The organism is Streptomyces sp. NPDC043896 (assembly GCF_056435605.1).
In genome coordinates this window covers 18,955-41,512 of record NZ_JBWKEE010000004.1, presented here as the reverse complement: position 1 = coordinate 41,512, position 22,558 = coordinate 18,955, and the positions used below count along the sequence as shown (strand labels likewise).

Genomic DNA, 22,558 nt, shown 5'->3' with positions numbered 1-22,558 from the left:
GAGCAACTTGGGTGCCTGACCCCCGGACCCCCCCCTGGGGGAGAACTCCGGGGGGGCGGATGGGGGGTCATTCGTGTTGTGGGTCCCTTGGGGTGCGGCGACCCCCCCCCCCCACCACACGCTGCTGTCCGGAGCCGGTGTCACTTGACGCAGGAACCTCCAGTGGGTTGCATACGTTCTGTGATCACATACCGGACATCGGGAGCCGCGTCATGGACCCGGTGATCGTCGTCGGCGCGGGGCCCGTCGGGCTGTCCCTGTCCCTCGCCCTGGCCGGACACGGCGTGCCCAGCGTGCTGCTCGACGAGGGGCCCGGCAAGGACGAGCCCCGGCCCGCCCGCAGCGTCGTCCTGCACTCCGACACCGCCGCCATGGCCCACCGGCTGGGCTGTACGACCCTGCGCGACGAGGGCGCGCAGTACGCGGCCTGGCGCACCATGAGGCGCCGTCAGGAGTCCCGGCGGATCACCTTCGACGGCGCCTTCGAGGGCCAGGGCGCGCCCCTGCACCTGCCGCAGCACGCCCTCGCGCGCGGACTGCGCGCCGCCGCCACCGCGCACCCCCTGGTCCAGCTGGTCACCGGCGCCAAGCTGGACTCCCTGGAGCAGGACGACCACGGGGTCACCGCCCGCACCCGGGGCGCCGAGAGCGCGTGGTGGCGCGGCAGCCACCTCGTCGGCTGTGACGGAGCCCGCTCCACCGTGCGCAAGCTGCTCGGCATCCGCTTCCCCGGCCGGACCGCCGTCGAGCGGCACGCCGTGGCGGCGCTCCGCGCGGAACTGCCCTGGCCGGGCGAAGCGTTGCTGCACCGCAGCCCGCCGACCGGGCCCGAGGAGATCACCGCCCGGCCGCTGCCCGACGGGGTGTGGCGGCTCGACTGGCTGCTGGCCGCCCGCGGGGAACTCGTCACGCCCGACACGCTGGTCACCCTGATCCGGGACACCCTGGCCCTGTGGTGCGGCGGCACGACTCCCCCGTACGACCTCATCGACACCGGGGTGCACACCCTGCACCACCGCCTGGCCCTACGCTTCCGCGACGGCCGGGCCTTCCTCGCCGGCGACGCCGCGCACCTGCTGGGCGCGCTCGGCACCCAGGGCGTCGAGGAGGGGCTGCGCGACGCGGAGAACCTCGCCTGGAAGCTGGCCCTGGCCTGGCACCAGGGAGCCTCCGAGGCCCTGCTCGACAGCTACGAGGGCGAACGCCGCACCGCCGTGGCCGCCCGGCTGCGCGCCGCCGACCAGGCCATGCCCGTCCTGCGCGGCGGGAGCGGCCTGCGCACCCTGCTCCCGGGGTCGGGGCGGTCCGCCGAAACCCTGCTGACCGACGGGCACCTGGGCCGGGGCCCGCTGGGCGCGCAGCCCGTGTACGCCGCGCCGGTGGCCGTGCGCGAGGTCCCGACGGCGACGGAGCCGGGCGGGCCCGTGGCGAACGTCCCCGTGACCGCGCCCGACGGAGCCACCGTCCCGCTGCGCGACCTGCTGGGGCGGGGCCGGCTGCTGGTGCTGCTGGTCGCGCCGGGCACCGGGGTGTGGGACCGGCGGCACTGGGTGGGCGCCGGGGTGATGCCCCGGCTCGCGGCGGCCGTGACCGCGCTGCCGGTCCCGGCCGACCTGCTGGTCGCCGACGCCTACCCGGGGGCGCCGGCGCACACCGTGCTCCTGGTACGCCCGGACGGGCACCTGGCGGCCACCTTCGCGGGCGTCCGGCCGGCCGAACTGTACGAGGCGGCCGACGCCGTCCGTGCGGGCGCCCCGGCGGGCGCTCCCGCCACACCCGCCCCTGTGATCGATTGACCGCTCTCGGGGGCGCGTGGTTCACTCGCGGACATGACCGGCAACGACGTACGCCTGTGGCGGAGGGTCCACATGGACCTGCTCCGCTACGCGGGCTGCGTGTGTCGCCCCTCCTGCTGATTCGCCTTCCCTCCGCGCGCCCCTGAGCCCTCACCGGCCCGCGCGCGCACCTTCGCGAACCCCAGGACGGTCACCTCCATGCCTTCCCCCCTGCCCACCCACGCCCCTGCCCGCCCGGCGTCCGCCCCGACGGCGGCGGAACTCCTCGACTTCGCCCTGCGCACCGCCGCCGACCCGGCGGTCGTCGACTCGCTCCCCCTCGACCCGGAGGGCCGCACCTGGATCCGGCTCGACGGGCCGGGAGGCAGCGAGGCCTGGCTGATCGGCTGGCCGCCGGGCACCGGCACCGGCTGGCACGACCACGCCGAGTCCCGGGGCGCGTTCGCCACCGCGCGGGGCCGGCTGACGGAGCACTCCCTGACGGTGCGGCTGCCCGCGGAGGGCTGGCAGAGCCTGGAACTGGCCCCCGGCGTGGACCGCACCCGCAGCCTCGGCGCGGTGACCGGGCGCGCCTTCGGCGAGCACCACGTCCACGAGGTGCTCAACGAGTCCGCTTCGGAGCACGCCGTGTCCGTCCACGCGTACTACCCGCCGCTGCCGCTGATCCGCCGGTACGGCCGCAGCGGTCCGGTGCTGCGGCTGGAGCACGTCGAGCGTCCGGCGGACTGGCAGTGAGCGCGGTGGGCGTCGACGAGCTGCTGGAGCGGGTCCGGGCGACGTACGACCGGGTCGGGCCGCAGGAGGCGTACGAGGCCTCGCTGGACGGGGCCCTGCTGGTGGACATCCGCTACCAGGCCCTGCGCGAGCGGGACGGGCTGATCCCGGGGGCGGTGGTCGTCGAGCGGAACGAACTGGAGTGGCGGCTGGACCCCTTGGGCTCCCACCGGCTCCCGGAGGCCGTCTCGCACGACCTGCGGGTGGTGGTGGTCTGCAACGAGGGCTACGCGTCCTCGCTGGCCGCGGTGTCGCTGCACGCGCTGGGGCTCCACCGGGCGACGGACCTCACGGGCGGCTTCCAGGCCTGGCGCGGCGCCGGCCTCCCGGTCGCACCGCCGCAGTCCTGACTCCGGTACGGGTGCTGCGCGCCCGTCACCTCACGCACGCCGGCGGGGCTGGAGGATCCAGCCCCGCCGGCGTTCTCTTGAGGCGCGGGGTCCGGGGCCCCGGGCCCGGTCAGGACTTGGAGGTGGCCACCTCCACCGGGCGGAGCCGGAGCGCGGCCCGTCCCGGGAGGGCCGTGGCGGTCAGCGCCAGCAGCCCGGCCGCGCCGATGACCACCGCGTACACCAGCGGCAGCACCGCCGGCGCCGCCACACCCGTCATGCCGACGCTGAACGCCGTCAGCACGGCCAGCGAGATCCCCGACCCCAGCACCGCCCCGATCAGCAGGACGGCCAGCGTCTCCGTACGCAGCATCCGCAGGACCTGCCGCCGCTTCGCCCCGGCCAGCCGCAGCATCGCGAACTCCCGGAAGCGCTCGGTGGTGGACATCGCCAGGGTGTTGACGACCGCGATGGCGGTGAAGGCCAGTACCAGGCCCATGGCCAGCAGGTTGATCTCCGCCCCCGCCGCCTGCCGCTCCGCCCGCACCGCGTCGGCCTCCGCCGCGGACAGGACCGCCGTCCCGGGGGCGGCCAGCCGCTCCCGGCCGACCGACGGCTCCGCCGCGACGAGCACGCTGCCGGCGAGGGGGTTGTCCACGTGCGCGGCGACCAGCCCGTGGGGCAGGGTCAGGTCCCCGAAACCGAGCCCCTTCGCGTACACGGCGGACACCGTCAGGGTCACCGGCGTCCCGTCGCCCAGCGTCAGCTTCAGCGGGCTGCCGGGTTCCAGTCCCAGCTGGTCGGCGGCGAGTTCGCTGACGGCCGCGCTGCCCTCGCCGAAGCCGTCCAGGCTGCCCCGCGTGACACCGGGGTCCCAGGTGCGGGTGAGGCCGGCCGGGGTGACCCCCTGGGCGGCGTACTTGGTCAGCCCGACCCGTACCGAGGTGTGCACGATCTCGGTCGCCGCCGTGACGCCCGGGGTGCGGCGGATCCGCTCGGCGGTACCCGCACTCACGCCGGGCCCCTGCGCGGTGACGACCCACTGGGCCCTGACCCCTTCACGGGCCTGGGCTCGGGCCGCGTCGCCGAGGGTGGGGGTGACGAAGAGCACGGTGCAGGTCATGCCGATCAGCAGCGTGAGCGGGGTGACGGCGGAGGCCATGCGGGTGGCGTTGCCGCGCAGGTTCGCGGTGGCGAGGCGGCCGCCGGGGCCGGTCAGCCGCAGCGGTCCGGCGAGCAGCACGGTGGCGAGCCGGACCAGCAGCGGCCCGAGCAGCGACACCGCTCCGGCCAGCACCACCACGGCGAGGAAGGTCACCGGGGTGGAGGCGGGCTCGGTGCGCAGCGAGCCGAGTACGACGACCAGCACCGCTCCCCCGGCCAGCAGGAGCAGTCCCGCCACGGTCCGGATCCAGGCGGGGCGCCCCCGCTCGACGGCGGCTTCGGCGAGTGCCTCGGCGGGGCGGATGCGGGCGATCCGGCGTCCGGTGATCCGTGCGGCCCACGCTCCGAGGAGGCCGGCTCCGACGGCGGCGAACATCGGGAACACCCCGGCGGTGCGCTCCAGGGTGGCCGGGATCACTCCGCTGCCGACGAAGCGGCCGTGCAGCCAGGCGGCCAGCGGCAGTCCGGCGAGTGAGCCGGCGATCCCGGCGGCCAGGCCGACGAGCAGCGCCTCGCGGCCGATCATGCGGCGGAGCTGCCTGGGGGTGGCGGCGATGGCCCGCAGCAGGGCGAGTTCGCGGTAGCGCTGCTGGACGGAGAGGGCGAAGGTGCCGACGACCACGAGGATCGCGACGAGGAGCGAGGTGCCGCCCATGGCCCCGCCCATGGAGACCAGCTTGGTCCGTGCTCCGGCGGCGTCGAGGAATTCGACCGGGCCGCGCGCGTCCCCGGCGGCGACCCGCGCGGTGGCGCCCTGCGGGGTGGCGGCCAGGGCCCGGCCGACCTCTCCGGCCAGCTGGGCGGCGTCGGTTCCGGGCCGGGGCAGGACCCCGACGGCGGTGACCTGTCCGGTGCGGGCGGCGAGCCGTTCGGCTTCGGTGTCGCTGAAGAACAGCGAGGTCTGGTGGCCGAGGTCGCCGTGGGCGGTGCGTGCGATGCCGCTGACGGTGTAGCTCTTCGGGTCGCCGGTGGCCTGTACGGTCAGCCGGGCTCCGGCGGCCAGTCCCGCGCGGGCGGCGAGGGCGCGGTCGATGACGACCTCGTCCGCGCCCTGGGGGGCGCGGCCTTCGGCGAGGGTGAAGGGGGTGAGGACGGCGGAGGTCCAGGCGTGCCCGTACGAGGGCTTCGCCGCGTCGCCGGGCGTCTCCAGGAGGGGGACGGCCTGGAAGGTCAGCTCGGGGACGGCCCGTTCGACGCCGGGCACGGAGCGGACGGTGTCCACGGCGGAGGCCGGGAGCCAGGCCCGCTCGGCGACGGGCTTGGCCTTGTGCTTGGTCTTGGTCTTGCCCTTCTTCTCCTTGACCGTCGTCTGGTGGACGTTCTGGTCGGCGGAGACGACCACCGGGGTGCCGGCGTAGCGCTCGGTGGCGATCCGGCCGCGGAGGCCGGTCTCCAGGAGGGTGCCGCAGGCGGTGATCAGGGCCGCCGCGCAGAGGAGCGCGACGAAGGCGCCGAGGAAGCCGGCTTTGCGGTCCCGGACGGTCTGAAGGGCGTAACGCAGCATCATGCGGTCAACTCTGGCCGCGAGCCGGTTTCCGGGCACTGGAGCGCTCCGGCGTCCTCGTGCGGGGGCTACCCCCACCCCCGGGGAGCCGTACCCGGCGCCGGCACCCGTTCGCTCCGGCTGCGGCCCGGAACCCCGCGCCGGATCCACCGCGCCGGGGCTCGGGTCCGGGTCCCGGGTCCCGGCCCGGCCGGGCTCGATGCGGCCGGGCTCGATCCGGCCCGGCTCGGTGCGGCCGGGCTCGATCCCGGCCCGGCTCGGTGCGGCCGGGCTCGGTGCGGCCCGGCTGCCGCTCAGTCCCCGGGGTACCCCAGGTCGTCGGCGTCCTCGCCCTCGGTCTCCAGCGCGCGCCGGACCACCCGCAGGGCCATGCCCTCGGGGTATCCCTTGCGGGCGAGCATGCCGGCGAGGCGCCGGATCCGCCTGTCCCGGTCCAGGCCGCGGGTGCTGCGGAGCTTGCGCTCCACGAGTTCCCGGGCGGTCTGCTCCTCCTGCTCGGAATCCAGCTGTTCCAGCGCCTCCTGGACGAGGGTGGTGTGCACCCCCTTGGTCCGCAGCTCCTGCGCGAGCGCCCGGCGGGCCAGGCCCCGGCCCCGGTGCCGGGACTCCACCCAGGCGTCGGCGAAGGCGGCGTCGTCGATCAGGCCCACTTCCTCGTACCGGGAGAGGACCTCCTGCGACACCTCCTCGGGGATGCCCCGCTTCGCCAGGGCCTCCTCGAGCTGCCGTCGGGTGCGCGGCATCCCGGTGAGCAGGCGCAGGCAGATCGCCCGCGCCTGCTCCTCGGGACTCTGGGGCGGCAGCTCCTGACGGCCCTCACGGCCGCCGCGCGTACCGCCCCTCTCCTGCTCCCGCACGGATCAGCTCTTGGCGACGGCGGCCTTGGCCGTCGTCTTGGCCTTCGACGCGGGGGCGGGGACACCGGCCGCGGCGTCGGCGGCCGGAGCGGCGGCGGGCTCGTCGCCCTCGCCGTCCTTGCGGACGCCCACGCCGAGCTTCTCCTTGATCTTCCGCTCGATCTCGTTGGCGAGGTCGGGGTTGTCCTTCAGGAAGTTGCGGGCGTTCTCCTTGCCCTGGCCCAGCTGGTCGCCCTCGTACGTGTACCAGGCGCCGGCCTTGCGGATGAAGCCGTGCTCCACACCCATGTCGATCAGGCCGCCCTCGCGGCTGATGCCCTGGCCGTAGAGGATGTCGAACTCGGCCTGCTTGAACGGCGGCGCGACCTTGTTCTTGACGACCTTGCAGCGGGTGCGGTTGCCGACCGCCTCCGTGCCGTCCTTCAGCGTCTCGATGCGACGGATGTCGATGCGCACGGAGGCGTAGAACTTCAGCGCGCGGCCACCGGTGGTGGTCTCCGGCGAGCCGAACATCACACCGATCTTCTCGCGGAGCTGGTTGATGAAGATCGCGGTGGTCTTGGACTGGTTGAGCGCACCGGTGATCTTGCGGAGCGCCTGGCTCATCAGGCGGGCCTGGAGACCCACGTGGGAGTCGCCCATCTCGCCCTCGATCTCCGCGCGCGGCACGAGCGCCGCGACGGAGTCGATGACGATCAGGTCGAGCGCGCCGGAGCGGACCAGCATGTCGACGATCTCGAGCGCCTGCTCGCCGGTGTCCGGCTGGGACAGGATGAGGTTGTCGGTGTCCACGCCGAGGGCGCGGGCGTACTCGGGGTCGAGCGCGTGCTCGGCGTCCACGAAGGCCACCGTGCCGCCGGCCTTCTGCGCGTTGGCCACGGCGTGCAGGGTCAGGGTCGTCTTGCCGGAGGACTCCGGGCCGTAGATCTCGACCACGCGGCCGCGCGGCAGACCGCCGACGCCGAGGGCGATGTCCAGCGCGGTCGACCCGGTGGAGATGACCTCGATGGGGTCGTTCGGCTTGTCGCCGAGGCGCATGACCGCACCCTTGCCGAATTGCCGTTCAATCTGTGCGAGCGCGGCGTCGAGAGCCTTCTCGCGGTCGGTGCCTGCCATGGGTTCCACCCGGTTTGCTTGAGTCGATCGCTTCACGCCATTGACGCTAACGCCTGCCACTGACAATGCGCTCCCACGCCCGTTTCGGCTGTGGATAACCCATCAGAATGGATGTTCGATTTCCCTGTCAAGCGAGCCACGCCCGCACCGGGAGGGGCGCCCGGGCGCCGCCGCGGGAGACGGCTACAGTGCGGCGCGGATCGTCCCTGATCCACTCACCGCCGGGGGGCCCACATGCGCGAGCACCACCTCTCCACCTCTCCGTCGCACCGGCGGCCGACGGCCGCCCCCTGCGAGGACGCCCCGACGGCGTACGCGCAGGACCCGGGATTCCGGGCCGGGGACGTGCTGTCGGTCGCGTGTGCGTTCACCCCGGCCCGGGTCGAGCGGGGCCTGGAGCGCGACTGCGTCGCCGTGCGGTGGCCGTGGTGGGACATCGACACCGGCAGCCCGTTCTACGACTGGAACGGGATCGTCGCCCTGGGCGTCGAGCGGGAGGGCTCCCTCATCCCCGAGGCGGAGGTGGAGCTGTTCCGGACCGACCCTCCGCCCGGGCGCCTGGAGGCCGGGGACACCTGTCTGGTCGGGGTGCCTCCGACGGTGGTGCACGTGACGTGCGTCGACGTCCACGACCCGCCGGAGGACAGGGGCTGGCTGCCGCGCCCCGGGATGACGGTGTCCGTGCTGCCCCTGGGCCTGTCCTACCGGGAGTTCCCGGACGGCAGCCACCTCGACGGCTGGGGGTACGGCCTGCACCCGGACAACGGGATCCCCTACACCTACGAGCTGCTGCTGCGCCCGTACGCGTTCCTGGAGCCGGGTGACGAGGTCGCCGACGCCGGGGGGCGGGCCTGGCTGTTCGAGGGGCCCTGGGAGTGGACCCCCTTCGACGGGGAGCCGCCGGGGGCCGGCCCCGAGTGGCCGCTCGCCCTGCTGACCCGCGCGGGCCTGCCGTGCCCGGCCGAGGGCGAGGCCGGGCCCGGATACGCCGACGCGGTGGCGGTGGGCACGGCCACCGCCACCGGCTCCCACCAGGAGACCGTCCGGCACTGGATGTCCGTCACCGGGTCCTCGCCCACGCCGTAGCGGCGGGCGCGGCCCCGGCGCCGACGGGCCGGGGACCGCGGCCGCGGCCGCGCGGCGCGGGGTTACGGCTTCGGCACGGCGCAGCCGGGTCGGCTCAGGTCGATCTGGCTGCCGGGGCCGATGCAGGGCACGAGGGTGTAGGTCTGCTGGGCGTAGTTGATGCCCTGCCGGACCGTGACGTTGCCGCTCTCGTCGACCTCGCACGGGTTGTTGTCGGTGCAGCGGCCGCCGCTCTCGTTGCCCGTGTTGTTGACGGCGACGACCTTGCCGGTGGCGGTGTCTATCACGGGCGATCCGGAGGTGCCGCCGATGGTGTTGCAGGACGGGGTGTAGCGGACCGAGTCCTTCCAGGTCCAGGCACCCTCCTTGAGCCGGTACGCGAACCCGTCGATGGCGCAGCTGTAGGTGCGCTTCCAGTACCCGGAGACGACCTTGACTGACGAACCCTGCGCCGGGCGGGTGTCGTTGAGGGTCAGGGCACCGATGCCGTACTGGCTCTGGATCTGCGCGTACGTCTTGGTCAGCTGGTAGAGCGAGACGTCGGTGTCCGTCATCGTCCCGTAGGCGAGTTTGCCGGCGCGCAGCGTGGCGACCTTCGCGCCCGAGGCGTTGAGCAGGGAGAACGTACGGCTGGACGCCCTGTTGACGAGGACCTCGCCGGCCGCCGGGAAGCCGGTTTCCAGGCAGTGCCCGTTGGACAGGACCAGCGCGGGGTCGCCCGGCTGGGAGTCGGGGGTGCGGACGACCGAGCCGGAGCAGTTGCTGAGCGCGACCGTGCCCGCGTAGGTGACCGCGACGGCGGGCGCGGTGTCGGTTGCCGAGGCCATGGCCGGGGCCGCCGCCACTCCGGTCAGGAGTAACGAGAGCGCGAGGCCGGCGAGAGGCTTGTGCATGTGGGGGGTCCCCTCTGGTGAGGATGCGACCGAAGATCCTTCGGTTGTCATGTGCATTCTCAAACCGGAGCGGGCCGGCCCACAAGAGGGCCTTCCCCGTGGGAGATCCGTCCATCCGGCCCCCGGAAGGGCGGACAGAATCGCCCGTTCCGCCACCCCGCGACGCGGACCGGCCGCGGCCGGGCCGGCGACGCCTCAGACCCGGCCCACCGCACGGCACCTGACGGGCCGCCGGGGCCGCGAGGCCCGCGCCCCGGCCCTTCCGCCCCGGCTCACCACCAGTACACGGGGTAGCGCACCGCACCCCGCCGGGCCCGCGAGGCCGCCATCCCGGCCAGCACCAGCAGCAGCGCCGCCCCCGTCAACAGCGGTACGAACACCAGCGGATCCGGCGCCTGGAGCACCACCACCACGGTGGTCGCCGCCGCCGGCGAATGCGGGGTCCGGGCCAGGGTCATCACCCCCACCGCCACCCCCGCCCCCAGCGCCGCCACCCACGGCGCGTCCCCCAGTGCCGCCAGTCCGAGGTAGCCCACCGCCGCGCACAGCAGGTGCCCCCCGACCACGCCGCGCGGCTGGGCCAGCGGCAGCGCGGGCACCCCGTAGACGATGGCTGCGCTCGCCGCGATCGGCGGGATCAGCACCGGCTCGTGCAGGACGGCGCCGATGCCGACGAGCACCAGCAGCGCGGCCGCCGCGACCCCGCCGCTGTGCAGGGCGGTGACCCGGGCGGGCGACGCGGGCGCGGGGGCCCGTCCCGCCAGCGAGTTCGGGAGGGCCGGGCGGGCGCGGCCGAGCGCCTTCGCGGCCCGGCCCGTACGGGTGCCGCTCGTGTCCACACTCATGGGGGCCAGGTCTACGCGCCGCCCGCATCCCGGCCCTATACGGGAGCCACACCCCCACCCCGGGCCCCGCCCGCACCCACGACACAGGTGACAACCACTGGTTGACACCCCCTGGGTGTCAACCTAGGGTTGCACTCATGACGAACCCTTCGGTGGAACCCGTTCGCATGACCAACCCGGTACGCCTCGACGACCTGATCGAGGCCATCAAGAAGGTCCACACCGACACCCTCGACCAGCTCAGCGACGCCGTCGTCGCCGCCGAGCACCTCGGGGACGTCGCCGACCACCTCATCGGCCACTTCGTCGACCAGGCCCGCCGCTCCGGCGCCTCCTGGACCGACATCGGCCGCAGCATGGGCGTCACCCGCCAGGCGGCCCAGAAGCGCTTCGTCCCCAAGGCGGACAAGGACGGCGACCCCGGCCTCGACCCGAACGCGGGCTTCGGACGCTTCACACCCCGCGCCCGCAACGTCGTCATGTCCGCCCAGAACGAGGCCCGCGCCGCCGGCAACACCGAGATCCGCACCGAGCACCTGCTCCTCGGGCTGCTCGCCGAACCGGAGGGCCTGGCCGCCCACGTCCTCACCAGCCGGGACGTCACCCCCGAGGCCGTGCGCGCGGCCGCCACCGCCACCCTGCCCCCGGCGGCGGCGGAGGTCCCCGACCTCATCCCCTTCGACGCGAACGCCAAGAAGGCCCTGGAGCTCACCTTCCGCGAGGCCCTGCGCCTGGGCCACGGCTACGTCGGCACCGAGCACATCCTCCTCGCGCTGCTGGAGCTGGAGAACGGCGAGGGCCCGCTGAGCGCCGCCGGACTCGACAAGGCCGCCGCCGAGGCGACCGTCACCGAAGTCCTCGCAGCCGTACTCGACGGGGACGCGGCGCAGTAGCCTCCTCGGCCGCCCCGCCCGTCAGCTCGTACCTCTTCACGTACACGCCGAGGAAGGCCTGCAGGGTGGCGACGGCCGGGATCGCGATGAGCGCCCCGACCGCGCCCAGCAGCGCGGTGCCGGCGACGACCGAGCCGAAGGCCACCGCGGGGTGGATGTCCACGGTCTTCGAGGTCAGCTTCGGCTGGAGGACGTAGTTCTCGAACTGCTGGTAGACCACCACGAACCCGAGGACGTACAGCGCGTCCCACGGATCGGCGGCGAAGGCGATCAGCATCGGCAGCGCACCCGCCAGGTAGGTGCCGATGGTGGGGATGAACTGGGAGACCAGCCCCACCCACACCGCGAGCGCGGGCGCGTACGGCACGTCGAGCACCGCGAAGAGGACGTAGTGCGCGAGGCCCGAGATGAGGGCCATCAGCCCGCGCGAGTACAGGTAGCCGCCCGTCTTGGCCACGGCGATCTCCCAGGCCCGCAGCACCTCGCGCTGCTTGGCGGGGGGCAGTACGGAGCACAGCGCGCGGCGCAGCCGCGGCCCGTCGGCGGCGAAGTAGAAGGAGAACAGGAAGACCGTCAGCAGCCGGAAGAGCCCGCCGAGCACGGTGGTGGAGACGTCGAGCACACCGCTGGCGCTGTTCTGCACGTACTTCTGGAGCCATTCGGAGTGCAGCAGGCTGTCCTGGATCTCCAGCCGGGACAGCTCGGTGTGGAAGGTACGGTTGATCGCGTCGATCACCGAGTCGAGGTAGCCGGGGAAGCCCGCGACCATGTCGATGATCTGCCCGGCGAGCATCGAGCCGAGCAGCGCGAGGAATCCCGCGCTCGCGACGAACACCCCGAGGAACACGAGGAAGGTGGCGAGCCCGCGGCGCATGCCCCGGGCCGCCATCCTGGCCACGGCCGGTTCGATGGCGAGCGCGAGGAAGAACGCGATCAGGATGTTGACGAGCAGCCCGATCAGCTGGTGGAAGGCCCAGCTGCCGAGCTGGAAGCAGGCGACGAGGGCCAGTACGAGGACCACCGCGCGCGGCAGCCAGCGCGGCATCCGGGCCTCTCCCCCGGCGGGGGCGGCGGGTGCGGGGCCCTCGGGCCCGCCGCCCGAGCCTGCGGCCGGAGCGGTGCCCGGGGCGCTCTCCCCGCCAGGGCCGGCCCCGTCCAGCGGCGGGGTGGCCGGCCCGGCCTGGTCCGGGAGGCCCGGATGTCCTGCGTCCCGCGGGTGTTCGGGCCGGTCGTCGGTCGTGCTGTCTGTCGCTGCCACGCCGTCCAGTCTGTCCCACCGGCCGCCCGGACCACGAAGCCGCCCGCGAAGCCGCCCGCGAAGCCGCCCGCGGCGCGGCCGGCGGCGTCAGCGCAGCGAGGCCGGCACGTCCATCGCCGAACACACCGCGCGCCACACGTCCTTGGTCTCCCAGCCGGCGTCGAGCGCCTGGTGGACGGTGCGTCCGCCCAGTTCGGCCATCACGTGGTCCCTGGCGAAGGACTCGGCGTAGGCCGCACCGAAGTGCTCGGCCATCCGCTCCCAGAAAATCGTCAACCGCATGCCACCAGTATCCCGCCCCGGAGAGTGCACCGGCCCCGTTGCTCCCCTGCGCCCCCGTGCGCGCGCCCTACGGTGTCACGCATGCCTGGAGACGAAGCTTCCGCGCCGGCCCCACCGAGCCCGGCGGCCCCCTCGGCCCCCTCCTCCGCCCCCTCGACCCCGCTGGCCCGCGCCGAGCAGTTCGTCTGGCTCACGGCCCGGGTGCTGGAGCAGCGGCGGTTCGCCTTCCACTTCCTCGGCGGGGATCCCGACGCCGTGGACGCCGCCCTCGGCTCCTACCTCGGCGACGACGGCGGCTACGGGCACGCCCTCGACCCGGACCTGCGCGGTCCGCTGAGCCAGCCCCTGCACACCGCGCACGCCCTGCGGATCCTCGACGGCCTCGGCCGGTGCGCCGGGCAGCGCATCGAACGGCTCTGCCGTCACCTGACCCGGATCTCCACCCCGGAGGGCGCGCTCCCGCTGGTCCTCCCGGGCCCGCGCGACTACCCCGCCGCCCCCTACCACCCGGTGTGCGACGACCCGCCGGGGGCGCTGCTGACCACGGGCCCCGTCGTCGGGGTGCTGCACCGCAACCGGATCTGGCACGCCTGGCTCTTCCGGGCCACGGACTTCTGCTGGGAGCGGGTCGAGGCGCTGCGCACCTGGCACCCGTACGAGGTCCAGAGCGCGGTGGCCTTCCTCGACGGCGCCCCCGACCGGGCGCGCGCGGCGGCCGCCGCCGACCGGCTGGGGCGGCTGGTGCGCGCGCGGCGGCTGGCGGTGCTCGAACCGGACCGGCGCGCGGAGTACCCGACGGCCCCCGGCTACGCGCCGGGGGAGCAGCTGTTCCCGCACGACTACGCGCGGCGGCCGGAGTCGCTGGCCCGGAGCTGGTTCACCGACGAGGAGGTGCGCGGCTCGCTGGACTTCCTCGCGGCGGAGCAGCAGCCCGACGGCGGCTGGCCGGTGCGCCGCCGGGCCTGGGCACCGGGCAGCTCGCTGGAGCGGCGGCCGATCGCCACCCTGGAGGCCCTGCTGACCCTGCGGGCGTACGGGCGGCCGCTGGGGGCGCCCGCCGGGGGCGGCGCGGTCAGCCTCCCAGCGCCCGGACGCCCGCGGTGACCACCACGGCCGCGCCGACGACCAGCAGGAAGGGGGCACGCAGCAGCAGCGCGACGCCGGCGGCGGCGAGACCGGCGGCCCGGGCGTCGAGGACCAGCTCCTGGCCGGTGCTGAAGGTCTGCTGGGCGGTGAGCGCGGCGAGCAGCGCCACGGGCAGCAGGGCGGAGAGCCTGCGCACCGCGGGCCGTTCCAGGGCCCCGGCGGGCACGAGCAGTCCGGCGAGCTTGACGGCGTAGCATCCGGCGACGGTGAGGCCGATGGCGATCCAGACGTTCACGAGCGCTCTCCCTCCGGCGATCGGCGGCCCTTCATCCACAGCACCGCGGGGGCGGCCAGCGCGGCGATCAGTACGGGCACCCCGGCGGGCAGGACCGGCAGGAAGCCGAGCCCGAGCACCAGGGCGAGGGCGGCGACGGCCCGCTCGGTGGCGCTCTTGAGCATCGGGGCGAGCAGCGCGAGGAACACGGCCGGCCCGGCGGCGTCCAGTCCCCAGGCGGCGGTGTCGCCGATGGCCTCGGCGCCGAGCGCGCCCAGCAGGGTGGTGAGGTTCCACAGCACGAAGAGGGTCAGCCCGGTCACGGTGAAGCCGAGCCGGGCCGACCTGCGGTCGGGCTGGGCCAGGGCCACGGCGGTGGTCTCGTCGATCACCCAGTGCGCGGCGAGGGGCCGGACGGCCTTCGGCAGCGCCAGCAGCTGCGACAGCCGCAGCCCGTAGAAGGCGTTGCGGGTGCCGAGGAAGAAGGCCCCGGCGGCGGCGGTGAACGGGTTGCCGCCCGCCGCGAGTGCTCCGACCAGCGCGAACTGCGAGGCGCCGGTGAAGACGAGCAGGCTCAGCACACAGGCCTGGAGCACGCTGATCCCGGCCCCGGCCGCGGTCACCCCGAAGGCGAACCCGGACAGCCCGACGGCCACGCCGACCCCGAGCGAATCCCGTACGACGGCGGCCCCCGGCCGCCCCTCGACCCCGTCGGGGGTCTCCCTCACAACCCTCTGATCCGTTTCCACCCCGCGAAGGTAGGCGGGCGGGCACCCGGCGGTCTTGTACGTTCTTGCGCGCTCGCGGCCCGGCCCCGGCGGCGCACCCGCCGGCTACCCGAGTCCCCCGGTGTCCACGGGCCGGGACCAGCCGGCGCGCTCCCGCCGGTAGGCGCCCGGCGGCACGCCGACGATGCGGGTGAAGTGCCGGTTCAGGTGCGGCTGGTCGGTGAAGCCGACGGTGACGGCGGCCTCGGCGGGCGGGGTCCCCGCGTCGAGGAGGCGGCGCGCCCTGCGGACGCGGGCGTCGGTCAGCCAGGTGTGCGGGGGCATCCCGTACCGCTCCCGGAAGGCGCGCAGCAGCGCGAAGGGGCTCGTCCCCAGTCCGGCCGCGAGCTGCTCCAGCGAGGGCGGCTCCGCCATGCGTTCCTCCAGTACGGCGCGGGCCCGTTCGGCGTCGGCTGATGCCGCGCCGCGGACGGTACGGGCGGCCAGCGGGCCGGCGTGCCTGCTCAGCATCCGGGCGACCACGCCCCGCAGCAGGGTGTCGGCGGCCAGCGCGTTCCCGGCCTCGGCGGCCCGGTGCACCTCGGTGATGGCCCGCGCGCCCTGCGCGTCGGCGACCATGTCGGCGGTGAAGCCGGGGGTGCCGCGCGGGGTGGCGATCTCGGCGGCGACCTCGGCGATCAGCTCCCGCGGGGAGTAGAGGGTGGCGTACGCCCAGCCTTCGGGCACCCCGGCGCGGGCGGTGTGCGCGACCTCCGGGTTGATCAGCACCACGCTGCCCGGCCCGGCCCGTACGGTGCCGCCGGGCAGGCCGATCTCCTCGACGCCGCCGGTGACGGCGGCGATGACGTACCCGTCGTGGGCGTGGCGCGGGAAGGTGTGGCGCACGTAGTGGGCGCGCAGCAGGTCCAGGCCGGGCAGTTCCTCGTACCGCCAGTGCCGTGCCCACTCCCCGCGTCCGCCGTCCGTCCCCATGTCCTCATTCTGCGCCCCGTCCCGGCGGCGCGTTTGCGCAGGTCGGGTCCGCTGTCAGTGGCGGGGTGCACGATGGGGGCATGGCAGGCGCTGCGCTCGACTCGTTCTCCCCCGCGACCCGCTCGTGGTTCACGGGGGCCTTCCGTACGCCCACCTCCGCGCAGGAGGGCGCCTGGCGGGCCATCCGGGAGGGCTCGGACGTCCTGGTGGTGGCGCCGACCGGTTCCGGCAAGACCCTGGCGGCCTTCCTCGCCGCGCTGGACCGGCTGGCCTCGCAGCCGCCGCCGGCGGAGCCGCGCAAGCGCTGCCGGGTGCTGTACGTGTCGCCGCTGAAGGCCCTGGCGGTCGACGTCGAGCGCAACCTGCGCAGCCCGCTGACCGGGATCCGGCAGGAGTCGGCCCGTCTGGGCCTGCCGGAGCCGGACATCCGGGTCGGGATCCGGTCGGGGGACACCCCGGCGGCCGAGCGCCGGTCGCTGTCGGTGCGGCCGCCGGACATCCTGATCACCACCCCGGAGTCGCTGTTCCTGATGCTGACCTCGGCGGCGCGGGAGGCGCTGTCCGGGGTGGAGACCGTGATCGTGGACGAGGTGCACGCGGTCGCCGGGACCAAGCGCGGCGCGCACCTGGCGCTGTCCCTGGAGCGGCTGGACGAGCTGCTGCCGCGCCCGGCGCGCCGCATCGGGCTGTCGGCGACGGTCCGGCCGGTGGAGGAGGTGGCCCGCTACCTCGCGCCGCGCGGCCGGGTGGAGATCGTGCAGCCGCCGTCCGCGAAGGAGTTCGACCTCTCGGTCGTCGTCCCGGTCGAGGACATGGGCGAGTTGGGGGGTTCCCCCGCCACCGAGGGCCGGGAGGGCGGTGACAAGCCGTCGATCTGGCCGCATGTGGAGGAGCGGATCGCGGACCTGGTGCAGGCGCACCGGTCGACGATCGTGTTCGCCAACTCCCGCCGGCTGGCGGAGCGCCTGTGCAACCGGCTCAACGAGATCGCCCACGAGCGCGCCACGGGCGAGCCGCTCGCCGAGGGCGCCCCGCCCCCGGCAGAGATCATGGCGCAGTCGGGTGCCGCCCTGGGCGCCCCGCCGCTGCTGGCCCGCGCCCACCACGGGTCGGTGTCGAAGGAGCAGCGGGCGCTGGTCGAGGAGGACCTGAAGGCGGGGCGGCTGCCGGCCGTGGTCGCCACCTCCAGCCTGGAGCTGGGCATCGACATGGGCGCCGTGGACCTGGTGGTGCAGGTGGAGTCGCCGCCCTCGGTGGCCTCCGGGCTCCAGCGGGTGGGCCGTGCCGGGCACCAGGTGGGCGCCGTCTCCACGGGCGTGGTCTTCCCCAAGTACCGGGGGGACCTGGTGCAGGCCGCCGTGGTCACCGAGCGGATGCGGACGGGGGCGATCGAGTCGCTGCGGATCCCGTCCAATCCGCTGGACGTGCTGGCGCAGCAGCTGGTGGCGATGACCGCGATGGACACCTGGCAGCTGGACGATCTGCTGGCGCTGGTGCGACGGGCGGCTCCCTTCGCGGCGCTGCCCGAGTCGGCGTTCACCTCGGTGCTGGACATGCTGGCGGGCCGCTACCCGTCGGACGCGTTCGCCGAGCTCAGACCCCGGGTGGTGTGGGACCGGGTGGCCGGGACGATCACAGGGCGGCCCGGCGCGCAGCGGCTCGCGGTGACCTCCGGCGGGACCATCCCGGACCGCGGGCTGTTCGGGGTGTTCCTGGCGGGCGCCGACCCGAAGAAGGGCGGGGGCCGGGTCGGCGAGCTCGACGAGGAGATGGTCTACGAGTCCCGCGTGGGGGACGTGTTCACCCTGGGCACCACCTCCTGGCGGATCGAGGACATCACCCGCGACCGGGTCCTGGTCACCCCGGCCCCGGGGGTGCCGGGCCGGCTGCCGTTCTGGAAGGGTGACCAGCTGGGGCGTCCCCTCGAACTGGGCCGCGCGGTGGGGGCTTTCCTGCGGGAGCTGGGTGCGCTGGCCGACGAGGACGCCCGGCTGCGGCTGCTGGCGGCCGGCCTGGACGGCTGGGCCGCCGACAACGTGCTGGCGTACCTCGCGGAGCAGCGGGAGGCGTGCGGGCACGTCCCGGACGACCGGACCATCCTGGTCGAGCGGTTCCGTGACGAGCTCGGCGACTGGCGGGTCGTCGTCCATTCGCCGTTCGGCGCCCAGGTGCACGCCCCGTGGGCGCTGGCGCTGGGGGCCCGGCTCGCCGAGAAGTACGGCATGGACGCCCAGGTGATGCACGCCGACGACGGGATCGTGCTCCGCCTGCCGGACGCCGACCTGCTCTCCATGGACCTGCTGGACCACGATCCCGCCCGGCCGGCGGCGTTCGAGTTCGACGACGAGCAGGCCCCGCTGGGAGCCGCCGACGTGGCGTTCGACCAGGGCGAGGTGGCGGGGATCGTCACCGACCAGGTGGGCGGTTCGGCGCTGTTCGCGTCCCGGTTCCGCGAGTGCGCGGCGCGCGCCCTGCTGCTGCCCCGGCGCAGTCCGGGCAAGCGCACCCCGCTGTGGCAGCAGCGCCAGCGGGCCTCGCAACTGCTCCAGGTGGCATCGGAGTTCGGTTCCTTCCCGATCGTGCTGGAAGCCGTACGCGAATGCCTCCAGGACGTGTTCGACGTGCCGGGCCTGAGCGAGCTGATGGGGGACATCGAGGCGCGCCGCGTCCGGCTGGTCGAGGTCACCACCCCCGAGCCCTCGCCGTTCGCCCGTTCCCTCCTCTTCGGGTACGTCGCCCAGTTCCTGTACGAGGGCGACTCGCCGCTGGCCGAGCGGCGGGCGGCGGCGCTCTCCCTGGACTCGCGGCTGCTGGCCGAGCTGCTGGGCCAGGCGGAGCTGCGGGAACTGCTCGACGCGGAGGTGCTGGAGGAGCTGGAGCGGGAGCTCCAGTGGCTGACGGAGGACCGGCGCGCGAAGGACGCCGAGTCGGTGGCGGACCTGCTGCGGCTGCTGGGTCCGCTGACGGATGCCGAGCTGGCCGCGCGCGGGGCCGGGGCGGCCTGGCCGTCGGCGCTGGAGGCGGCCCGGCGGGCGATCCGGGTGCGGATCGGCGGAGCGGACCACTGGGCGGCGATCGAGGACGCCGGCCGGCTGCGGGACGCGCTGGGCACGGCGCTGCCGGTCGGGGTCCCGGAGGCCTTCACCGAGCCGGTCAAGGACCCCCTCGGCGACCTCCTGGCCCGGTACGCGCGCACCCACGGGCCGTTCACCACCACCGCGGTGGCCACCCGGCTGGGCCTGGGCGCGGCGGTGACCGAGGGGGCCCTGCACCGGCTGGCCGCGGCGGGCCGGGTCGTGCAGGGCGAGTTCCATCCGGCGGGGATCGGCCAGGAGTGGTGTGACGCCACGGTGCTGCGCAGGCTGCGGCGGCGTTCGCTGGCGGCGCTGCGCCAGGAGCTGGAGCCGGTCCCGCCGGCCTCGCTGGCCACCTTCCTGCCGCAGTGGCAGCACCTGGGCGGTGCCCTGCGCGGGATCGACGGGCTGGCCCGCGCGGTGGAGCAGCTCCAGGGGGCTCCGGTGCCGGCGTCGGCGCTGGAGCGGCTGATCCTGCCTTCGCGGGTGGCGGGCTATTCGCCGACGCTGCTGGACGAGCTGACCACCACCGGGGAGGTGGTGTGGGCGGGTGCGGGGGCCCTGCCGGGCAAGGACGGCTGGATCTCCCTGTACCTGGCGGAGGCCGCTCCGCTGCTGCTGCCCGATCCGCATCCGCTGGAGGCGGGCCCACTGCACCAGGCGGTCCTGGAGAGCCTGTCGGGCGGGTACGGGCTGTTCTTCCGCCAGATCACGCAGTCCGTCCGCGTCCGCCATCCGGAGGCCTCCGATCTGGAGCTGTCCGAGGTGCTGTGGGACCTGGCCTGGTCGGGCCGGCTGACGAACGACACGCTGGCCCCGCTGCGCTCCCTGCTGGGGTCGGGCCGTACGGCGGGCGCCACCGCGCACCGGGCGCGGCGTACGGTGCCGCGCGGCCGGTACGGCAGCCTGAGCGCCTCGGTGTCCCGTACGGGCCCGCCGACGGTCTCGGGCCGCTGGGCGCTGCTGCCCGAGCGGGCCCCCGATCCGACGCACCGGGCCCACGCCCTGGCGCGCACCCTGCTGGACCGGCACGGGGTGGTCACCCGGGGCGCGGTGGCGGCGGAGGGCGTCGAGGGCGGCTTCAGCGCGGTGTACCGGGTGCTGTCGGCGTTCGAGGACAGCGGCCAGGCCCGCCGGGGGTACGTGGTGGAGGGGCTGGGCGCGGCCCAGTTCGCGATGGACGGGGCCGTGGACCGACTCCGGGCCGCCGAGAAGAACCCTCCCCCGCTGGCGGCGGTGGTGCTGGCCGCGGCGGATCCGGCGAACGCGTACGGGGCGGCCCTGCCGTGGCCGGAGCCCCCGGCCGGCGCGGCGCACAAGCCGGGCCGCAAGGCGGGCTCGCTGGTGGTCCTGGTCGACGGTGAGCTGGTGCTGTACCTGGAGCGCGGCGGCAAGACCCTGCTGGCCTGGGCGGATCCCGGGGATCCGCGGCTGGCGGCGGCCACGGAGGCGCTGGCGGCCGGCTCCCGCGCGGGGACGCTGCCGGCGCTGACGGTGGAGCGGATCAACGCGGCGGCGGCGCTGACCTCGCCGCTGGGCCGGGCGCTGGAGGCGGCCGGCTTCCACGCCACGCCGAGGGGACTGCGGCTGCGCAGCTGAGGCCGCGCCGCCGGGAACCCGGCCGCGGGGGGGCGTGGCGTCCGGGTCCGGGCCGCCAAGGCCGCTCCGCCGAGACCGGCCCGCCGGTCCCGCTCCGCCGGGGGCGCGGCCGTCGGGACCGGTCCGCCGGGAGGCCCGGCCCGGCCTCGCCCGGGGAGCCGGTGCGGCCTCCCCCGGGGAGCCGGTGCGGCCTCCCCCGGGGAGCCGGTCCGGTCTCGGCCCGGACACGTATGTCTTGGGCATGTCACGAAACTGCTGCCAGCCGTTCCCCAGGCGCCCCAGAGCTGGCACCGCCGCTTATCCGTGGCTTATCAAAGGTGATCACAGGCACCGCGTTCGGCGGTGCCCCTCCATGGGGGACACGACAGTGAGCACCAAGAGCATGCGCAAAACCACCCTCGCCGCGGCCGGCCTCGCCGTCGCCGGAACCCTCGTCCTGACCGGCTGCAAGGACGGCAACGAGGAGATCCCGGCGGCTCCGGCCGCGCCGTCGGCCGGTTCCTCGGCCCAGCCGAGCGCCCCGGCAGCGGCGCCCAGCTCCTCGGCGAGCGGCTACGACGGCTCGGCGGGTGCCTCCGCCGCCCCGGGCGGTGCGGGCGGCGGCGCGGTGGCCGCGTCCGGCCAGGCCTTCAAGATCGGCGAGGCGGCCACCGTCCCGTTCAGCTACGGCAGCAACAAGGGCGGCCAGCTCGCCCTCACCGTCGCTTCGATCGAGCAGGGCAACCCTGCCGACCTGGAGCCGCTCAAGCTCGGTGACAAGGTCAAGGGGATGATCCCCTACTACATCCGCTACACGGTCAAGAACACCGGCACGACGGACCTGTCGTACTCCTCGGTGGGCCACATCAAGGGCCTGCTCGGCGACGGCAGCGAGGCGCAGGGCGTCTCGATCATCGGCAAGTTCGAGAAGTGCAAGGACGACTCGCTTCCGAAGGGCTTCACCACCGGCCAGACGCAGACCAACTGCGTGATCGCCCTCGCCCCGTCGGCGCAGACCAAGGTCTCCGGCGCCCTGTACTGGGGCAACCCGTACAACAACCTGTCCAGCCCGCCCCAGAAGGGCCTCACCTGGAAGTGACGGGCGGCCAACCGGCCCCTCCCGCCTCCTGACCCCCGGACCCCCTGCGGCGGCATCCCGCCCAGGGGGTTCCGCGCGTCCCCGGGGCCTCGCGGAGGCCGGGCGGGCCGACAATGGCCCCATGCCCGAAGGAGACAGCGTCCACCGCGCGGCGGCCCGCCTGCACGCGGCCTTCGCCGGCAAGCCCCTCACCCACGCCGACCTGCGCGTGCCCCGCTTCGCCACCGCCGACCTCACCGGCCGCACCACCCTCGACGTCACCCCGCGCGGCAAACACCTGCTGGCCCGCCTCGAAGGCGGCCTCACCCTCCACAGCCACCTCGGGATGGACGGCACCTGGCGCCTCTTCGGCCCCGGCGAGAAGTGGCGCGGCGGCCCCGTCTTCGAGATCCGGGCCGTGCTGGCCACCGCCGGGACCACCGCGGTCGGCTACCGGCTCCCCGTCCTCGAACTGCTGCGCACCGCCGACGAGGGCCGGGCCGTGGGCCACCTCGGCCCCGACCTCCTCGGCCCCGACTGGGACCGGGACCGGGCGGCCGCCAACCTCCTGGCCGACCCCGGCCGCCCGCTCGGCGAGGCCCTGCTCGACCAGCGCAACCTGGCGGGTATCGGCAACATCTACAAGTGCGAGCTCTGCTTCCTGGCCCAGGCCACGCCCTGGACCCCGGTCGGCGCGCTCCCGGACCCCGCGGCCACCGTCCCCAGGATCGCGGCCGCCGCCCAGCGCCTGCTGGCGGCGAACGCCGGGCACGGCGGGGCCCGCAACACCACCGGCAGCCGCCACCCCGGCCGGGAGCTGTTCGTGTACGGCCGCGCCCACCGCCCCTGCCTGCGCTGCGGCACCCCGGTCCGCGAGGCCCCGCAGGACGGCCGGCCCACGTACTGGTGCCCCCGCTGCCAGTCCGGCCCGTTCCCGGAGCGTCCCGGTAGTTGACGGCTCGTCAGATGCG

20 protein-coding genes are annotated in these 22,558 nt (G+C 75.2%); 10 read left to right on the top strand and 10 right to left on the bottom strand.

Translation table 11 applies throughout. The features are described 5' to 3' along the window. Positions 1 to 212: 212 nt before the first annotated feature. The 4 genes from AC069X_RS06720 to AC069X_RS06705 all read left to right on the top strand — a co-directional run bounded on the left by AC069X_RS06720 (position 213) and on the right by AC069X_RS06705 (position 2,920). Positions 213 to 1,796, top strand: a complete 1,584-nt coding sequence (locus tag AC069X_RS06720) for an FAD-dependent monooxygenase (protein ID WP_478725847.1) — start codon at positions 213 to 215, stop codon at positions 1,794 to 1,796. Between the two features lie 33 nt (positions 1,797 to 1,829). Next, positions 1,830 to 1,916 (top strand): putative leader peptide, encoded by an 87-nt coding sequence (locus tag AC069X_RS06715; protein ID WP_311318651.1) that lies wholly within the window; start codon positions 1,830 to 1,832, stop codon positions 1,914 to 1,916. A gap of 78 nt (positions 1,917 to 1,994) precedes the next feature. Further along, complete coding sequence (locus tag AC069X_RS06710; protein ID WP_478725845.1) at positions 1,995 to 2,531, top strand: cupin domain-containing protein; 537 nt, start codon at positions 1,995 to 1,997, stop codon at positions 2,529 to 2,531. Continuing rightward, positions 2,522 to 2,920, top strand: a complete 399-nt coding sequence (locus AC069X_RS06705; protein WP_478726344.1) for a rhodanese-like domain-containing protein — start codon at positions 2,522 to 2,524, stop codon at positions 2,918 to 2,920. The genes AC069X_RS06710 and AC069X_RS06705 overlap by 10 nt, the downstream gene beginning before the upstream one ends. 109 nt (positions 2,921 to 3,029) lie before the next feature. Here AC069X_RS06705 and AC069X_RS06700 read toward each other — a convergent pair whose 3' ends face one another. The 3 genes from AC069X_RS06700 to recA all read right to left on the bottom strand — a co-directional run bounded on the left by AC069X_RS06700 (position 3,030) and on the right by recA (position 7,540). After that, entirely contained in the window at positions 3,030 to 5,570 is a 2,541-nt protein-coding gene (locus tag AC069X_RS06700; RefSeq protein WP_478725843.1) for an FtsX-like permease family protein, read from the bottom strand. 290 nt (positions 5,571 to 5,860) lie between these two features. After that, positions 5,861 to 6,424: a recombination regulator RecX gene (gene recX, locus AC069X_RS06695; RefSeq protein WP_478725841.1), complete on the bottom strand. Its 564-nt coding sequence runs from the start codon at positions 6,422 to 6,424 to the stop codon at positions 5,861 to 5,863. Positions 6,425 to 6,427: 3 nt separating this feature from the next. Further along, positions 6,428 to 7,540, bottom strand: coding sequence for a recombinase RecA (gene recA / locus AC069X_RS06690; protein ID WP_478725839.1), 1,113 nt, complete (start codon positions 7,538 to 7,540; stop codon positions 6,428 to 6,430). Positions 7,541 to 7,774: 234 nt separating this feature from the next. Here recA and AC069X_RS06685 point away from each other — a divergent pair, with 234 nt between their 5' ends. Next, positions 7,775 to 8,626, top strand: a complete 852-nt coding sequence (locus tag AC069X_RS06685) for a hypothetical protein (RefSeq protein WP_478725837.1) — start codon at positions 7,775 to 7,777, stop codon at positions 8,624 to 8,626. Positions 8,627 to 8,688: 62 nt separating this feature from the next. On the opposite strand, the gene AC069X_RS06680 is transcribed toward AC069X_RS06685, so the two are convergent. Beyond that, on the bottom strand, positions 8,689 to 9,519 hold the full coding sequence (locus AC069X_RS06680; protein ID WP_478725835.1) for a S1 family peptidase: 831 nt from the start codon (positions 9,517 to 9,519) through the stop codon (positions 8,689 to 8,691). A gap of 272 nt (positions 9,520 to 9,791) precedes the next feature. Next, positions 9,792 to 10,364: an HPP family protein gene (locus tag AC069X_RS06675; protein ID WP_478725833.1), complete on the bottom strand. Its 573-nt coding sequence runs from the start codon at positions 10,362 to 10,364 to the stop codon at positions 9,792 to 9,794. Positions 10,365 to 10,501: 137 nt separating this feature from the next. Between AC069X_RS06675 and AC069X_RS06670 the strand changes: the two genes are divergently transcribed. Next, positions 10,502 to 11,257, top strand: a complete 756-nt coding sequence (locus AC069X_RS06670) for a Clp protease N-terminal domain-containing protein (protein ID WP_478725831.1) — start codon at positions 10,502 to 10,504, stop codon at positions 11,255 to 11,257. Here the strand turns inward: AC069X_RS06670 and AC069X_RS06665 are convergent. Both AC069X_RS06665 and AC069X_RS06660 read right to left on the bottom strand, forming a co-directional pair. Then, entirely contained in the window at positions 11,211 to 12,302 is a 1,092-nt protein-coding gene (locus AC069X_RS06665) for an AI-2E family transporter (RefSeq protein ID WP_478726342.1), read from the bottom strand. The genes AC069X_RS06670 and AC069X_RS06665 overlap by 47 nt on opposite strands. Positions 12,303 to 12,602: 300 nt before the next feature. Next, positions 12,603 to 12,797 carry a DUF3046 domain-containing protein gene (locus AC069X_RS06660; RefSeq protein ID WP_478725829.1) on the bottom strand — a complete coding sequence of 65 codons (195 nt, stop codon included), beginning with the start codon at positions 12,795 to 12,797 and terminating at the stop codon, positions 12,603 to 12,605. Positions 12,798 to 12,878: 81 nt separating this feature from the next. On the opposite strand from AC069X_RS06660, the gene AC069X_RS06655 reads away from it, so the two are divergent. Further along, the gene (locus AC069X_RS06655; protein WP_478725827.1) at positions 12,879 to 13,901 is read left to right on the top strand and encodes a hypothetical protein; all 1,023 of its coding nucleotides are present in this window, start codon (positions 12,879 to 12,881) and stop codon (positions 13,899 to 13,901) included. Here AC069X_RS06655 and AC069X_RS06650 read toward each other — a convergent pair. The 3 genes from AC069X_RS06650 to AC069X_RS06640 all read right to left on the bottom strand — a co-directional run bounded on the left by AC069X_RS06650 (position 13,870) and on the right by AC069X_RS06640 (position 15,857). Beyond that, the gene (locus AC069X_RS06650) at positions 13,870 to 14,178 is read right to left on the bottom strand and encodes an AzlD domain-containing protein (RefSeq protein WP_478725825.1); all 309 of its coding nucleotides are present in this window, start codon (positions 14,176 to 14,178) and stop codon (positions 13,870 to 13,872) included. The two genes, AC069X_RS06655 and AC069X_RS06650, sit on opposite strands and share 32 nt — an antisense overlap. Beyond that, positions 14,175 to 14,885: an AzlC family ABC transporter permease gene (locus AC069X_RS06645; protein ID WP_478725823.1), complete on the bottom strand. Its 711-nt coding sequence runs from the start codon at positions 14,883 to 14,885 to the stop codon at positions 14,175 to 14,177. Before AC069X_RS06645 ends, AC069X_RS06650 begins: the two co-directional genes overlap by 4 nt. 105 nt (positions 14,886 to 14,990) lie before the next feature. After that, positions 14,991 to 15,857, bottom strand: coding sequence for an AraC family transcriptional regulator (locus AC069X_RS06640; protein ID WP_478725821.1), 867 nt, complete (start codon positions 15,855 to 15,857; stop codon positions 14,991 to 14,993). 80 nt (positions 15,858 to 15,937) lie between these two features. On the opposite strand from AC069X_RS06640, the gene AC069X_RS06635 reads away from it, so the two are divergent. The 3 genes from AC069X_RS06635 (at position 15,938) to AC069X_RS06625 (ending at position 22,542) form a co-directional block, all read left to right on the top strand. Then, a complete protein-coding gene (locus AC069X_RS06635) occupies positions 15,938 to 20,530 on the top strand; it encodes an ATP-dependent helicase (protein WP_478725819.1) in 4,593 nt (1,530 codons plus the stop codon). Positions 20,531 to 20,897: 367 nt separating this feature from the next. Then, the gene (locus AC069X_RS06630) at positions 20,898 to 21,608 is read left to right on the top strand and encodes a hypothetical protein (RefSeq protein ID WP_478725817.1); all 711 of its coding nucleotides are present in this window, start codon (positions 20,898 to 20,900) and stop codon (positions 21,606 to 21,608) included. A gap of 121 nt (positions 21,609 to 21,729) precedes the next feature. Further along, entirely contained in the window at positions 21,730 to 22,542 is an 813-nt protein-coding gene (locus tag AC069X_RS06625) for an Fpg/Nei family DNA glycosylase (RefSeq protein ID WP_478725815.1), read from the top strand. Positions 22,543 to 22,558 lie beyond the last annotated feature (16 nt).